General features: G+C 57.2%; 13 protein-coding genes. All 13 read left to right on the top strand.

Annotated elements, in window-relative coordinates; translation table 11 throughout:
• Positions 1-25 precede the first annotated feature (25 nt).
• The 13 genes from tssJ to tssE all read left to right on the top strand — a co-directional run bounded on the left by tssJ (position 26) and on the right by tssE (position 15,711).
• Complete coding sequence (tssJ, locus tag ACX9GT_RS06340) at positions 26-583, top strand: type VI secretion system lipoprotein TssJ (RefSeq protein ID WP_473190312.1); 558 nt, start codon at positions 26-28, stop codon at positions 581-583.
• A 198-nt stretch (positions 584-781) separates the two neighbouring features.
• Positions 782-2,125: a type VI secretion system baseplate subunit TssK gene (gene tssK, locus ACX9GT_RS06345; RefSeq protein WP_473190313.1), complete on the top strand. Its 1,344-nt coding sequence runs from the start codon at positions 782-784 to the stop codon at positions 2,123-2,125.
• A gap of 23 nt (positions 2,126-2,148) precedes the next feature.
• Complete coding sequence (locus ACX9GT_RS06350) at positions 2,149-3,393, top strand: DotU family type VI secretion system protein (RefSeq protein ID WP_473190314.1); 1,245 nt, start codon at positions 2,149-2,151, stop codon at positions 3,391-3,393.
• Between the two features lie 11 nt (positions 3,394-3,404).
• Positions 3,405-7,034, top strand: coding sequence for a type VI secretion system membrane subunit TssM (gene tssM, locus ACX9GT_RS06355; RefSeq protein WP_473190315.1), 3,630 nt, complete (start codon positions 3,405-3,407; stop codon positions 7,032-7,034).
• Positions 7,035-7,044: 10 nt separating this feature from the next.
• Positions 7,045-7,743 carry a type VI secretion system-associated protein TagF gene (gene tagF / locus ACX9GT_RS06360; protein WP_473190316.1) on the top strand — a complete coding sequence of 233 codons (699 nt, stop codon included), beginning with the start codon at positions 7,045-7,047 and terminating at the stop codon, positions 7,741-7,743.
• A gap of 11 nt (positions 7,744-7,754) precedes the next feature.
• Entirely contained in the window at positions 7,755-8,789 is a 1,035-nt protein-coding gene (tssA, locus tag ACX9GT_RS06365; protein WP_473190317.1) for a type VI secretion system protein TssA, read from the top strand.
• A 78-nt stretch (positions 8,790-8,867) separates the two neighbouring features.
• Positions 8,868-9,413, top strand: coding sequence for a type VI secretion system contractile sheath small subunit (gene tssB, locus ACX9GT_RS06370; RefSeq protein ID WP_473190318.1), 546 nt, complete (start codon positions 8,868-8,870; stop codon positions 9,411-9,413).
• 3 nt (positions 9,414-9,416) lie between these two features.
• Positions 9,417-10,907: a type VI secretion system contractile sheath large subunit gene (tssC, locus tag ACX9GT_RS06375; protein ID WP_473190319.1), complete on the top strand. Its 1,491-nt coding sequence runs from the start codon at positions 9,417-9,419 to the stop codon at positions 10,905-10,907.
• Between the two features lie 188 nt (positions 10,908-11,095).
• Positions 11,096-11,578 (top strand): Hcp family type VI secretion system effector, encoded by a 483-nt coding sequence (locus ACX9GT_RS06380; protein ID WP_459399574.1) that lies wholly within the window; start codon positions 11,096-11,098, stop codon positions 11,576-11,578.
• 154 nt (positions 11,579-11,732) lie between these two features.
• Positions 11,733-13,514, top strand: a complete 1,782-nt coding sequence (gene tagH / locus ACX9GT_RS06385) for a type VI secretion system-associated FHA domain protein TagH (protein ID WP_473190320.1) — start codon at positions 11,733-11,735, stop codon at positions 13,512-13,514.
• Positions 13,514-14,311, top strand: a complete 798-nt coding sequence (locus ACX9GT_RS06390) for a PP2C family protein-serine/threonine phosphatase (protein ID WP_473190321.1) — start codon at positions 13,514-13,516, stop codon at positions 14,309-14,311. Before tagH ends, ACX9GT_RS06390 begins: the two co-directional genes overlap by 1 nt.
• Before the next feature lie 3 nt (positions 14,312-14,314).
• Positions 14,315-15,130 (top strand): type VI secretion system accessory protein TagJ, encoded by an 816-nt coding sequence (locus tag ACX9GT_RS06395; protein WP_473190322.1) that lies wholly within the window; start codon positions 14,315-14,317, stop codon positions 15,128-15,130.
• Positions 15,130-15,711, top strand: coding sequence for a type VI secretion system baseplate subunit TssE (gene tssE, locus ACX9GT_RS06400; RefSeq protein ID WP_473190323.1), 582 nt, complete (start codon positions 15,130-15,132; stop codon positions 15,709-15,711). Before ACX9GT_RS06395 ends, tssE begins: the two co-directional genes overlap by 1 nt.
• Positions 15,712-15,714 lie beyond the last annotated feature (3 nt).

Genomic DNA, 15,714 nt, shown 5'->3' on the forward strand with positions numbered 1-15,714 from the left:
GGCGTGACGGAGAACGGGAGAAACAATGAAACAGGCAGCGTGTTTTTGGGTTCAACGCGGGAGGAGAGCGCTGGGTGTCATCATCACTGGCCTGCTGCTCTGCGGCTGCATGAGCGTGAGCACCAAAAAGGCCGAACCCGTGGTGGCGTCTTATCGCATCACCTTCTCCGCGACCCGCGAAGCCAATATCAACCAACAGAAGAATCCGGCTCCGCTAAAAATCAGCGTGTTTTACCTGCGCTCAGATACCGGCTTTATGAGTGCGGACTTTTTCGCCTTACATAATAAGGCGGCCGCCGTGTTAGGTGAGAACTTGCTGGGCACCGAGCAGTTCTTTTTATTGCCTGGCGGAGAAACCGTCAAAATTTCCGGCGAGAAAAAGAGTGAGCGTTATTACGTTGGCGTTACCGGGGAGTTTCAGGATTTAAATAATAAAACCTGGCGCATCATCATTCCGATCCCCGATCTGGAGAAAGTGTCTTTTTATAAATTCTGGCGCGGTCAGCCTCCGCCACAGGAAATCAAGGTTGTTGCCAACGGGCAAGGGCTGCGCGTGACGGAAAACAGCAATAAAGAAAAATAAGCCCAAAAACGGTAACCAACGTATTTCAAGCTGAAATACGGCGTGTATCAAGTAATGCCGGTCAGTTAAGCAGAAAGTGCATAACCCTGCGCACAATATTGAAAGTTGCGCCCCCTCTCCCCAAGGAGAGGGGATTGGTTAGTCTTAATTGACCGGCATAAGTGTACCAAGCGCTTTTTATTTCCAAGGACCTCGGTAATGAAACGAGTACATAAAGTCGTCTGGACGGAAGGGATGTTTTTGCGTCCGCACCATTTTCAGCAATCTGAAAACTACCTTGAACACTATATCCGTTCATGGGGCATGGCACAGCAAGAGCATTACTGGGGTTTTATCTCGCTGGATGTTGATGAGAGCGCCATGCGCTTGGGGAATATCGCGCTTAATTCCGCCAGCGGGATTATGCCCGATGGCAGCTTCTTCTCTTTTTACGGTGCCGAGGAAGCGCCGCCGCCGGTCAAAATAGCGGACGGCAAAAGCATTATTAACGTGATGCTGGCCCTGCCGGTGCATCGCGCTAGCAGCCGTGAGGTGGCGTTTAGCGACTCGCCCGACTCACTGGCCCGCTATGTGGCTTATGAAAGCGAAGTGGAAGACATGAATACCATTTCGGTGGGCAGTGCAGAATTGCAGTTTGGCCAGTTGCGCTTGCATCTGATCCCGGAGAGTGAACTGACGGCCGATTGGTGCGCCATTGGCGTGCTGCGGGTGTTGGAGAAAAGTGCGGATAACAGCCTGAAGATCGACGCGGGCTACATTCCGCCGATGCTGGCCTGCCAGGAAAACCCCTTGCTGAACACCTTTATCAGCGACGTGCTCGGCCTGTTGCAGCAGCGCAGCCAGCAGTTGGGGCAGCGTCTTGGCCAAAGCGGACGGGGCGGCGTGTCGGAAACCTCGGATTTCATGATGTTGCAGCTGATCAACCGCTACGTGGGTATCACGCATCATGCGCGCCACTGCAATCAGTACCACCCGGAGCGGCTATTCACCGAGTGGCTGGCGCTGGCCTGTGAATTGATGACCTTCTCCCCGGCGCGCATCGCGGGTGAGGCATTGCCGGTGTATGACCACGACGCGCTGGCGTTCAGCTTTAACGCGCTGATGAACTGGCTGCGGCAAGGTTTGTCCATCGTCTTCGAAGAGAACGCCATTCAGCTACCGCTGATCGAGCGCTCACACGGCCTGAATATCGCCACCATTCCTTATGCCAACATGACAAACGAATTTGGCTTCGTGATCGCCGTCAATGCCGACGTGCCGATGGATACCATTCGCACCCACTTCCCGGCTCAGCTGAAAGTCGCACCGGTTAACAACATCCGCGATCTGGTTCAGTTGCAACTGCCGGGGATTGGCTTGCGCAGTATGCCTGCCGCCCCGCGCCAACTGCCTTATCACGCGGGATATACCTACTTCGAGTTGGAAAACAGCGGCGAACTCTGGAAACAGATGAGTAAATCCAGCGCCTTTGCGTTGCATCTCGCCGGGGATTTCCCTGGCCTGAATATGGAATTTTGGGCGATTCGTAATCCGTCGGCATAAGGTTCAGGAAACAGGAATGTTCCATGCAAAATACTCACGCTAAAGCAGCTGGCGATGATCTTGCCGCGCCTCTGGTGAATGTGCAGGCTTCAAACAATCTGTTGGTGACGCTGGCAAACCCGTTACTTAACCGGGTCCCGTTTATCCGGGGTCTGGCCAGCCGCCCCGATCCGGCGAAGCTACGCCAGACGCTGATTGATGATATCCGCCGGTTCGAAGTTCAGGGCCAGCAGGCGGGGTTGCCGTACGACGTGCTGATCGGCGCCCGTTATTGTCTGTGTACTGCACTGGACGAAGCCGCCATGTTTACCCCCTGGGGCAAAAGCACCGTGTGGTCCACCAGCGGGCTGCTGGTCACCTTCCATAACGAAACCGGAGGCGGGGAGAAATTCTTCCAACTGCTGGCGCGGCTGTCTAAACAGCCGCAGAAAAACATCCTGCTGCTGGAGCTGTTAAACTACTGCCTGCTGCTTGGCTTTGAGGGCCGTTATCACATTATCGAGAACGGCTACTCGCAGTTAGAAACGCTAAGACAGCGTCTGGCACAGATTATCCATTCGGTACGCGGCGAGTATCCCGTGCCGCTATCCCAACATCCTACCGATCTGCCGGTGGGCAAAAAAAACTGGCGGCCGATGCTGCCAGTGTGGGCCTGCGCGGCATTTCTGGGGCTGATGTCCTGCCTGTGGTTTATCTCGCTGGACTGGCGGCTTGGCGAAGCCACCACGCCAGTGGTGGCCTCTATTTATCAGCTCGAACTGCCGCCGGTGCTCTCGGCGGAAATACCGGCTCCATCGACGCCAGCCATTGCCAGCCTCAAAGGCTTCCTGCAACAGGAGATCGATGGAGGTCTGCTGAGCGTACATGATGAAGACCAGAAAAGTATCGTGGTGTTGCGCGGCGATGGCCTGTTCGATTCAGCCTCCACCTCGGTACGTGCTGCCTATCGGCCGATCCTTAGCCGGGTGGCAGAAGCGCTTAACAAGATCGACGGGAAAGTCATGGTCACGGGATATACCGACAGCGATGTCATTCGCAAAGCACGCTTTGCTTCCAACTACGATCTCTCGCTGGCGCGTGCGGATTCCGTCAGTGCTCTGCTGAAGAAGTCTCTGGCACAGCCAGACCGGCTGATGATCGAGGGGAAAGGCGAGCAGGATCCGGTGGTGCCTAACAGCAGCAAAGCCAATAAGGCACTCAACCGCCGGGTTGAGATCACGCTGCAACTGGCGCCGGGTGCCGTCCAAAATCCGACGATGTCGCTCTAGATGGGGGTCAGATGCTGAATTCAATCATTGCCATTATTACCAGTCGTTTCTTATGGGGTATGGTGGGCGTAGGTTCCATTTCGATGATCATCTGGTTCATCGGCCCTTACGTTGCCGTAGGTGACTATCGCCCCTTGGAGTCGACGGTTAACCGGCAGATCGCGATCGCCATCATTTGTGGCGTCTGGCTGCTGTTCCGGCTGATCGCCGCCGCCTGGCGCGCAAGGCGTAACCGCAAAATGCTGACGCAGATGTCAGAAACGCCAGCGGAAAACGCGGCTAAAGACATGGAGCGCGACGATCCTAAGCTGGTGGAGCGCTTTGAAGAGGCCACCCGCCTGCTGAAAAAGGCGCGTTTCAACGGCCAGCAGTCGCGCTTTATGCCCGGTTGGCTGAGCCGTTTTGGGCGGCAATATCTCTATCAACTGCCGTGGTATGTGTTGATCGGCGCGCCCGGTGCCGGGAAAACCACCGCGTTGGTCAATTCCGGCATTAACTTCCCGCTGGCGGATCGCTTCGGCAAAACGGCGCTGCGCGGCATCGGTGGCACCCGCCATTGTGACTGGTGGTTTACCGAAAATGCGGTGCTGCTGGACACCGCCGGGCGTTATACCACGCAGGAAAGCGACCCGACGCACGACGCGCAGGAGTGGGGCAGCTTCCTCGGCCTGCTGAAGAAATACCGCCCACGGCAGCCGATCAACGGCGTGATCGTCACCGTCAGCCTGAGCGACTTGATGAATGGCACCCCCGAGGAACGTCAGGAACAGGCTCAGGCGCAGCATAAGCGTTTGGTGGAGCTGCGCGAGTCGTTAAAAATCGACTTCCCGATCTACATCATGGTCAGCAAAGTTGACCTGCTGCGGGGCTTCCTCGCCTACTTCGGCCAGTACGACAAAGAGCAGCGCAGCCAGATCTGGGGTTTCACCTTTGCCCGCAGCGACACGCAAAAAGCCGGTTTCGAGCTGATGGCGGCGTTTGAGCATCACTTTACCCTGCTGCTGCAGCGCCTGAATTTCGGGCTGGCCGACACCATGCTGACGGAGCAGGATCAGCAAACGCGTGCGGAAAGCTACCTGTTCCCGCAGGCCTTTGCCCGGCTGCGCCAGGTATTGGGGGATTACCTCAACACCCTGTTTGCCACCTCCAGCTTTGAAGCCTCCTTCACGCCACGCGGGGTGTATTTCACCAGTGGTACGCAAGACCGGATGCCGTTCGACAAGATGATGTCGGAAATGAACGGTTCGCTGCACCTGAATCTGACCCCGCGCTCTGTTGAGGAAACCGGCCGCAGCGGTGAGGCGGAAGAAGAAAAACAGACCCAGGGCAAAAGCTACTTCCTGAAAAAATTTCTGGAAGAAGTGGTGTTCCGCGAGTCGGAACTGGCCAGCAACAACCGCTGGTGGATCTACCGCAACACCACGCTGCACTGGGTTGGCTACCTGCTGCTCGGGGCGATCTTCGCCACGGCGGGGCTGTTCTGGTACTCCAGCTATATCAACAACCACGACTACCTGAAAGAAGTGACCACTCACATCCCGGTGCTGGAAAAGCAGGGCAGTGAAATGGAACTGTATAACTATCAGGATGTTTTCACTCTGCTGCCTTATCTCAACGGCTTGCAGCAGTTAGGCGGCAGCGAAAGTTTTTCACTGGAAGATCCGCCGCTCAGCTACCGCTTGGGGCTGTATCGCGGCGCTCAGGTCGAAACCGCCAGCCAGGCGTTGTATCAAAAAGCGCTGAAAAACATGCTGTTGCCTTTTGTCGCCTGGCAGGTGACCGCCATCTTGCGCAACGATATGGGGGCCGACGCCGATTTCAGCTTCGAAGCGCTGAAAGCCTACCGGATGCTGTACGAACCGGAACATTACGATGGCAAATTCCTGCGCGCCTGGGTGATGTTCAACCTGCATCGGGTCTCCGGGCCGGGCACCAGCAAAGCGTCGTGGGAAGTGCTTGATGGGCACCTGAAACAGTTGCTGGATGAGCGCATTCAGTCCTCCCCGTATGTGCGCGATAACCTGTTGGAGCAGTCTGCGCAGCAGCGCTTGAGCCAGGCACCGTTATCGGTGCGTATCTATGGGCGGTTGAAGCGCATTCTGCTGAAGGAACCTTCGCTGAAAACCGTTTCGCTGACCGATCTGGCTGGCGCACAGGCGGAGCTGGCTTTCCGGCGTAAAAGCGGCAAGCCTGCGGCCGAAGGCATTCCGGGGCTGTACACCCCAAAAGGCTACTGGCTGGCGTTTAATAAACGCATCGATAACGTGGCGCAGACGCTGCTGACCGAAGACGGCTGGGTGATGAACGTCAACGAAAGCGCGTTGGCCAAAGAGAGCCGCGCCGATCTGCTGAAAACCGTGCGTTTGCTGTATATGCAGGATTTCATCAGCGCCTGGGATACGCTGCTGGGCGATATCGAGCTGAAGAACATTGCCAACCTGAGCCAGCGCATCAACACCGCGCGCTTGCTCTCTGCCGGGGATTCGCCGTTACGTAACTTTCTGATCAACACGGTGAAAAACATCAAGCTCACCGACGAGCAGGAGCGTAAAGATAGCGGCCTGAAGTTGAGCAGCGGCGAGAAAAGCAGCGCGGGCCCGGGCCATTTCCTCGACACGCTGTTTTACAGCACATCGTCTGAAGACGTTGGTGATATCTCTTCCCTGCCGGAGCAGGTGGTGATCAAGCATTTTGCGCCGATTATCGAACTGGCGCAGAGCAGCGATGAAGCGGCGAAAAGCATCCCGTTCGATACGGTGCTCAAACAGGCCGATGGCCTCTATAACTACCTGATCGCGGTGCAAAGCGCGGCCAACAGCGGCATGGCACCGCCACCGGGAGAAGTGATTCTGGCGTTGCAGGCCGAATCGGGCCGTTTGCCGCAGCCGTTTAAAGACATGATGCTTTCACTGGCAGTCGGTGCCAGCAGCGATTCGCAGATGAAAGAGCTGGAAGGGCTGCAAAAGCGCGTCGGGTTTGAGGTCGGCAGCTTTTGCAAGCAGGCCATCAGCGGGCGCTACCCGTTAGTGCGCAGCGCTCAGCAGGAGATCGCCAGCAGTGACTTCTCGCGCATGTTCGCCCCGAACAGCGGCATTATGGACAGCTTCTTCCGCCAGAATCTCGAAGGCAAAGTGGACACCTCGCGCGGCGGATGGCGCTTCAACCCAGGGGTCGACGGCAAAACGCTGTCCGGCGGCGGCAACATGCTGCGCTCCTTCCAGCAGGCTCGCGACATCCGCGATACCTGGTTCAGCGGGCAGAATCAGAAACCCTCTTACCACCTGACGATCAAACCCGTCAGCATGGATTCCGACATTCTCAGCATGACGCTGGATATCGACGGGCAAATTTTCCATTACAGCCATGGCCCGCTGGTTCCGCTGGTGGTCAGTTGGCCCGGCACCGGCAACACCAATCAGGTCAGCCTGCAACTGGCGCTGGTCAACGGGCAAATGGCCACCCTGGTGACCACCGGAGATTGGGCACTGAACCGGCTGATCGACAAGGCAGCGTTGAAATCCAGCGCGGCGTCGTTGACCCAGACGGCGACCTTTAACCTGGAAGGGCATCGGGTGGTGTTGGAGCTGACGCCCGACAGCATACGCAATCCCTTCCAGCCCACCGCCTTCAATTGTCCTTAGGAGGCGAATCATGACGCAACAGGCAACCTATGCACCACTACAGGACAACGGCATCGGCTGGTACGGCAAGATCCCCAGCTGTGGCGACTTTGTGCAACGTCGCCTGCCCGCCACGCTGATTAATCAGTGGGCGCACTGGTGCCAGTCAGGGCTGGCGGCCCGGCAGCTTTCCGCCCCGCGCGATGGCCGTTATTCGCTGCTTGGCGCGCCGATGTGGAACTTTGTGCTGCCCGCCACCTTGGGCACGCCGTTCGCGCAGTTGGGGTATCTGCTGCCGTCGCAGGATCGCGTCGGGCGTCACTACCCGCTGTTCGCCATGTGGCTGGTATCCCCTGAGAACTGGCGGAACGAACATCTGCTGCTGGCGGCGGAGCGCTATTACTGCATCGGGCAGATTTTGCAGCGCGGGGTTCATCAGTGCCACTCCGTTGAGCGTATTGACCGGGCTTTGCAGGCGCTGCCGCCGCTACCAACGGTGCTGGAGCAGCAAGATGATGCTGAAGTGACGTTGGGTTGGCCAATGGCGGTTTCGCACTTTGATCCGCACCAATACGGCAGTTTCTGGTGGAGCGCACCGGGCGGTGGCAAGCCGTTTGATACCTATATCCACAGCGGCAATCTCACGGTGCAGCTTTTTCACCATCTGTTTGAGCCTACCGGCGACGTAAAGCATGCGCGCCAGGGGCTTTACGGGCCCATGTTTGACTAGGGAGAGAAGTCATGACGATTGAACACTTACTGACCCCGGTTACGCCGGAAGTCAGTTGCGGTGAAAACCTGGAGTATGACGCCGATTTTATGCGCATGGCGCAGACCGCCGCAGGCAAGCCGGAACAGCAGTTTGGCGACACCATTATCCCGGCAGAAGCGCCCGATTGGGGCGCGGTGGAGCGCTTGGCCACCGGCCTGCTGCGCCGCACCAAAGATCTGCGGGTGATGTTTTTCCTCACGCTGGCCTGGACGCAGCTGCGCGGGTTGCAGGGCTATGCGGACGGCTTACAGCTGATCTATCTGGCGATCGAACGTTATTGGCATCAGCTCCATCCGCTGCTGGAGAGCGACGGCGTGCGCGATCCGATGTTTCGCATCAATGCGCTGGCCGAACTGGGGGATAACACCCAACTGACTCATGCGGTGCGGGCGACAACCCTGATTAAAAACGGCGGCAGCGAGCTTGCGGTGCGCGACGCCGTGGCGCTGCTGGACGGCAGCAAGCAGGAACTCCCCAACTTCCCCAATGGGCTGAGCTTCCTGCGCAGTGAACTGAGCAATCCACAGCAGGCCAACATCCAGACCGTGCAGGCCATTACCCGCACGTTGCCCAAATTGCGCCATGCCATTCAGCTTCATCTTGGCGAGAGCGCGTTACCGGAGATGACGCTGCTGCAAAAAACCTTCGATAGCGTCGCTCAGGCGATTCAGCAGCCTGAAAACCACGGCAGCCACGAGGCCGATCCCGCGCTGATCCTGACGCCGGAGGCGTTAAGCCTGCCTGGCGATCCGTTGCCGCTGCCGTTGGGCGAGTTCGGTTACGGCCAGGTGCAATCCCGCGCGGACGCCCTGCATCTGCTGGAGAAGGTGAAAGGCTACTTCGAACTCTATGAACCCAGCCATCCGGCACCGCTGATGATCGAACGGCTACAAAAGCTGATCAATCTGAATTTTCTGCAAATCGTCAGCGATCTGGCCCCGGACGGTTTACGTCAGTTGGAGGTGATTCTCGGCACCAGGGAGAAACAGGACGGAGAGAACTAGTCAGGCAAAGTGGTTACCGCACAATGCGGAGTGGATGTTATCAAAAACCTCTAATAACAGTGTTTTATGGAGAAAATAATGGCAAATGTCAAAACTCGCAGCGGGCAGAAATTTATTGCCCGCAACCGGGCACCCCGCGTACAGATCGAGTACGACGTCGAGATCTACGGTGCGGAACGCAAGATCCAGTTGCCTTTCGTGATGGGGGTGATGGCCGATCTGGTGGGAACGCCCCTTGAGCCACAGCCCAATCTGGAAGAGCGCAAGTTTCTCGAGATCGACATCGATAACTTCGACGATCGCATGAAATCACTCAAGCCCAGAGTCGCTTTCCAGGTGGAGAACACCCTGAATGATGACGGCCACCTGAACGTCGAACTGGTCTTTGAAAACATGAACGATTTCTCTCCGGCAGAGATCGCACGCAAGGTCGAACCGCTGAGCCACCTGCTGGAAGCCCGTACCCAACTGTCGAACCTGCTCTCCTACATGGACGGCAAAAACGGTGCCGAGGAGCTGATTACCAGCGTACTGAGCAACCCGGCGCTGTTGCAGTCACTGACCCGGGCACCCAAACCGGAAACCGATAGCCCTGCCAGCGTAGCCCCGGTGGCGGAGGAGTAAACCATGAGCCAACTTGAGCACTACACCGCGCCCGCGGCCAAAGCCTATACCAGCGATGAGTTCAACTCGCTGCTGCAAAAAGAGTTTCGCCCCAGAACCGATCAGGCGAAAGAAGCGGTGGAAAATGCGGTAAAAACGCTGGCACAGCAGGCGTTGGAAAATACCGTCACCGTGTCTGCCGATGCCTATCGCACCATTCAGGCGCTGATTGCGGAGATCGACAATAAGCTGTCGCGGCAGATCAACAAAATCATCCACCACGAGAAATTCCAGAAACTGGAAGGTGCCTGGCAGGGTTTGCACTACTTGGTCAACAACACCGAAACCGACGAGATGCTGAAAATTCGCTTTATGAGCATCTCCAAACGTGAGCTGGGCCGGGCGCTGAAGCGCTATAAAGGCGTGGGTTGGGATCAGAGCCCGCTGTTCAAAAGCATCTACGAGCAGGAATATGGTCAGTTCGGCGGCGAGCCGTTTGGTTGCCTGGTGGGGGATTACTATTTTGATCACAGCCCGCCAGACGTGGAGCTGCTCGGTGAAATGGCCAAAATCAGTGCGGCTTCGCACTGCCCGTTTATCTCTGGAGCATCGCCCAGCGTGATGCAGATGGAGTCCTGGCAGGAACTGGGGAATCCGCGCGATCTGACCAAGATCTTCCAGAATACCGAATACGCCCCGTGGCGCAGCCTGCGTGAATCGGAAGATGCACGCTATATCGGCCTGACCATGCCGCGTTTTCTCTCGCGCTTGCCTTACGGTATCAAAACCAACCCGGTGGATGAGTTTGATTTTGAAGAAGATACCGACAGCGCCAACCACGAAAACTATACCTGGACTAATGCGGCTTACGCGATGGCCACCAACATCAACCACTCGTTTAAGGAGTACGGCTGGTGTACCGCCATTCGCGGCGTTGAATCCGGTGGTGCGGTAGCCGATCTGCCGTGCCACACCTTCCCCAGCGATGATGGCGGCGTGGACATGAAGTGCCCGACTGAAATTGCCATCAGCGATCGGCGCGAAGCCGAACTGGCGAAAAACGGCTTTATGCCGCTGATCCACCGTAAAAACTCCGACTTCGCGGCGTTTATCGGTGCTCAATCGCTGCAAAAACCGGCGGAATATTACGATCCCGATGCCACGGCCAACGCCCAACTGGCGGCCCGCCTGCCTTATCTGTTCGCCTGCTGCCGCTTTGCGCATTACCTGAAGTGCATCGTGCGCGACAAGATCGGCTCATTCCGTGAGCGCAGCGATATGGAAGTGTGGCTGAACAACTGGATCATGAATTACGTCGACGGCGATCCGGCCAACTCGTCGCAAGAGACTAAAGCCAGAAAACCGCTGGCGGCGGCAGAGGTACAGGTGCAGGAAATTGAAGATGCGCCGGGATATTACTCGGCGAAGTTTTTCCTGCGTCCCCATTATCAGCTGGAAGGATTGACCGTTTCGTTACGCTTGGTTTCGAAACTGCCGTCATTAAAACAAAGTTAATTAAACAAGAACGAGCCCTGATATTTCGATTGCGGGTCATTAATACCAAAATTTTAACTTCAGGGCATAAAGAACAGCATGGAGATCGCAATTTTCGTTTCCCGGAAGGTTGGGATTTCTAATGCCGTGAACCACCGTTGCTTCATAAAACGGAATTTACTTAACTCTAGACCCAAGAGGCTTTAGCTATGGCAATTGATATGTTCATGAAAGTTGATGGCGCTAATGGTGAATCCAAAGACGCTAATCACAAAGGTTGGACCGACATTATTTCCTTTACCTGGGGCGCCTCTCAGCCGGGAAATATGGGCGTTGGCGGTGGCGGTGGTACCGGGAAAGTCTGCTTTAACGATCTGCATATTAAGGCATTGATCGATAAATCCACTCCGGCCCTGCTGAAGCATTGTGCTAGCGGTAAACACCTGGGCAAAGTCGAATTATCCGTCTGCAAAGCCGGTGGCGGGCAGATGGAATACGCCAGAATCACGCTGGACGATGTTTTGGTCACCAATATTCAATACACCGGTGCCGATGATGAAGACACCGTGGGTATTCTCTATTCCTTCCAGGCTGCCAAAGTTCAGCAGCAATACTGGGAGCAAACCGAGCAAGGAGGCAAAGGCGCAGAAAGCAGCGCTGGCTGGGATATTAAACAGAACTGCGAAGCGTAATTGATCAGGACGATTTCCTTGGTTTCCAGGGAAATCGTCCACTTTATCCGCTGTCTTTCAAGATGCAGGGGGGCGCTGCCTGCATCTTGAAATCCATTGGGTATAAAAAATAAAGCAGCGACTCTGGCAAGAAAATATAAAAGGGAAAGTGTCTATGCGGCTAACGATGATCAGGAACCGGGACAATGAACGGTTACCCCAGAATTACTGTGACTTTACGGCACCGGGTGGAACCATTGGGCGCGATACCAACAATACGCTGATCCTGCCTGACCAAAACCGGGCGATTTCCCGTCTGCAGGCCGTTGTGCACATTGCTCCCAACGGGGAAGCCCACATTACGCAGCGGGGCAGCACCACCGCGCTGCTGCTGAACGGCGGTGAACTGCCGCATAACGTTCAGCAACCGCTGGCTGAAGGCGACGTTCTCGACATCGCGGGTTACCAGTTCAGCGTGAGCCTGATGGATCACCCGGTTTCCCTGGCTCCGCTCTTACAGTCTCATGGGGCGGCGTCATCGGTTAATGACATCGATGAAGCGGTGTGGGACAACCTGGAAGCCGAATTTCTGTTGCACCAACCGCAGCATAAAAGGCCGTTACCTCACGATCCGAGCCATCCCCTGTTTGCCAATGAACCGGACAACCGTTCTGGGAAAGATCCGTTGGCGATGGCGGAAGAAACCGAACTGGCTTCTTTACATGAGAGAATGGTCGATCCAGACCGCCTGTTTGCGCTGGATGATCCCTTCTCCCTGCCGCCGATTATGAAGGACACCACGCCCAGCGTGCTGTCGGTGAACCGCAAATGGTCCGCAGAAGATCACGCCGCGCCTGAGACCGCGCAGCCACCGGCAACGGATCATGCGCCACCGATCTTGACTCTGCCGGATGAACTGGCGGCAGAGTGGGCACTGAATGCCGACATTGGCAGCGAAGACGACGTGCTGCTCGGCCTGTTTGCCGACAACGCGGTGCCACTCGCCTCAACCATGGACGACGGTGCCGCCTTTGACCCGACGCTGGCGACATGGCCCGCAGCATCTAGCCCCGTTCCCGCGGCGGATGCGCCTGCGCCGCCACAGGCAGAAACCAGGCCGGAAGCGCTCGCCCAGCATGAAGATCTCACCTGGGCGGAGCAGATCCGCGCTGCCGATCACTTTTCCCTGAATGATTTTGCCGCCCAGGAGCAGGAGATCTCCGGTAGGGAACCTGCCGAAGCACAGGTGGGTGATCTATCGGCCGCGTTGACGCGGCTAGGGGTCGATCCGGTACGGCATCAGCCGTTCAAACCGGCCAAATCCGCCTCGCAGGAACAGTTGCACGGTGAGCTGTTCAGCGCGTTTGTGGCCGGGCTGGGGCTGGATGATGCGGTGCTGCAACCGGACTTTTCGCCAGAGCAGCTCTACCTTGCTGGCAAGCTGCTCAGCCTGTTCTCACAGGGCACCGTGGCGCTGCTGTCGTCGCGCAGCATTCTCAAGCGCGGCCTGAAAGCCGAAATGACCATGATCCTGGAAGAGGAGAACAACCCGTTCAAGATGCTGCCCTCGGGCAAAACCGTGCTGTTGCAGATGTTCAGCACCCCGATGCCGGGCTTTATTCCGCCGGAAAACGCCGTGCGTGACGCGATGATCGATCTACAGGCCCATCAGTTGGGCATGATTGCCGGAGTGCGCGCCATCATTGCCGCCATGCTGCAAACCTTCCACCCCGATAACCTGGAGAAAATGGCGGCGGAGCAGGGCATGCTGCCAAGCAAAGGGGTGTTCTCGGGCAACCGTAAGGCGGCGCTGTGGGACGCGTTGAAAAACCACTATCAGCGGGTGGCCAACGAGGTGGAGGATGATTTTCACACCCTGTTCGGTGAGGCATTTCTCCACGCTTATGACCTTGAGATCCGTCAATACAAAGCGTCTCAAAATCAGAAGGCACCGTAATGAAAATAGAAGCCGTCTGGTGCTCGAACCAGGGCAGCCGCGCGCAGAATCAGGATAAAACCGGCGAGTATCTGGGTGAACAGGCGGCCTGTTTCGTGCTGTGCGATGGCGTGGCAGGCGATGCGGGCGGGGGGCAAGCCGCCGCGCTGGCCTGCCAGTTTCTGCTGGATCACGCCGGGCAGGGCAACCCCTGCCAGCCCGATGAGGTGCCTGCGCTGATCGCCCAACTCCAACAGGTGATTCAGCAGGCGCAGCAGCAGGATCAGTGCTACAGCCGCATGCGCACCACGCTGGTGGCGCTGTTTATCGATCGCGCCACCCAGCAGGCCCATTGGGTGCATGCTGGCGACAGCAGGCTCTACCTGTTCCGCAACGGCTACCTGTGCCAGTCCACCACGGATCATAGCCTGGTGCAAAAAATGAAAGATGCCGGTTTTCACACCGGGGGGCTGCCCGACAACCTGCTGTATGCCGCTCTCGGCACCGGTAACCATCAGGATGCCACTTACAGCCCGACGCTCTCCCTGGCCGATGGCGATGTGTTTTTGCTGTGCAGCGACGGCTTCTGGAAACGCTATAACCTGGCGCAGCTGGAATATACGCTGCGCCTGGCCCATACCCCCAGCGAGTGGCTGACGCTGATCGAACACTTGGCACCGCCGCTCTCACAGCAGGATAACTACAGCGCGATCGCCGTCTGGATCGGTTCCCCGCAGGAATCCACGCTGTTGCAGATACTTCCCCTGGAAGAAAAGGTCGTCTTCCAGACACCGAATTGCCAAAGAAGCAGGAGATAAACCGTGAAATCATTGCTCTCTGTTCTGAAAGGTCAACCGTTAGCCACCGCCCTGGAGCATAGCGAAGCGGCGGTCAAAGCGGCTCCCGCCGATGCGGACAAACGCGCCGAATGGGTCCAACTGTTGCTGTTGCACGGCGATTGGCACCGCGCCAACACCCAGTTGCAAGCCTGGCAGGCGTTGACGCCACAGGCTACCCCCACCACGCAGCAGTTGGCTGACTGCGTAGCGGCAGAAATGCAGCGCGAGCAGGTGTTCAGCGGAGAAATCGCCCCGGCGTTCTTTACGCCGCCGCAGGAATGGCTGTTGCTGTTGGCAGAAGCGCTGCGCGCCGCGCCACAGCAGGCCAGCCAGCTGCGCGATCGCGCTTTCGAACTGGCGGCTGAGAACGCCGGTCAGTTCTCGCTCAACGGCGATGAGGAATCCGCACCGGCCAGCTACTTCGCTTGGCTGGCAGACGCCGACAGCCGCCTGGGGCCGGTTTGTGAACTGTTTCTGGACCACCGCTACTACTGGGTGCCGTTTCATGAGCTTGAGTCGATCACCTTCCAGCCACCGCAAAATGTGGTTCATCTGATCTGGGCGCATGCCATGGTGAAATGGCGCTCCGGCAAGCAGCAGGTGTGCCAGATCCCGGCACGTTATCCGCTCACCGAAGGTAGCGAAGATGCCCACCGCCTTGGGCGTAAAACCGACTGGCAGACCCTGAGCGATAACGGCCACTATGCGGGGCAGGGGCAAAAATCCTGGATCACCGATGACGATGAGTGCGCGCTGCTGACCCTGCGGCAGGTGCAGTTCACCACGGATGAGCCGTAATGACTGATACCACCAACGAGCGCACAGCCGCCCCGGTGGGTTCGCCCGCCGTCGCGGCACGGGTTGGCCGGAGAAACAGCGACGGGGTGTCTTCCCGCGATCGGATGCTGCCCGCGCTGTTTGATCGGCTGACGGATTTTGAACCGCAGAATAAGCGGGAAGCGGACAGAAACAAGACCATTTCGCACAGCATGCTGCGGAAAATGATCCTGCGCGATTTGCAGTGGCTGTTTAACTGCAACAACAACGAGCCGATGATCGATCTGCAAGCCTTTCCCGAGGTCCGGCGTTCTACCCTTAACTACGGCATTACGCCGCTGGCGGGGAAAAGGATGTCGGAAATTGAGTGGCCGGATATCCAGAAAAACCTCACTCAGGCCATCCTCAACTTTGAACCGCGCATTATTCCGGAGCAGTTGAAGCTGCTGTGTATTTCCGGCAGTGATGACTTGGATACGCACAACGTCCTGTCGATCGAGATCCGTGGGCTGCTGTGGTGTAGCCCCCATCCGCTGGAGTTCTGTTTTCGTTCTGACGTCGATTTGGAAAACGGTTATTTCAATCTCAAAGACATAGGGTGAGTA

Source organism: Serratia sp. YWN4 (assembly GCF_055790845.1).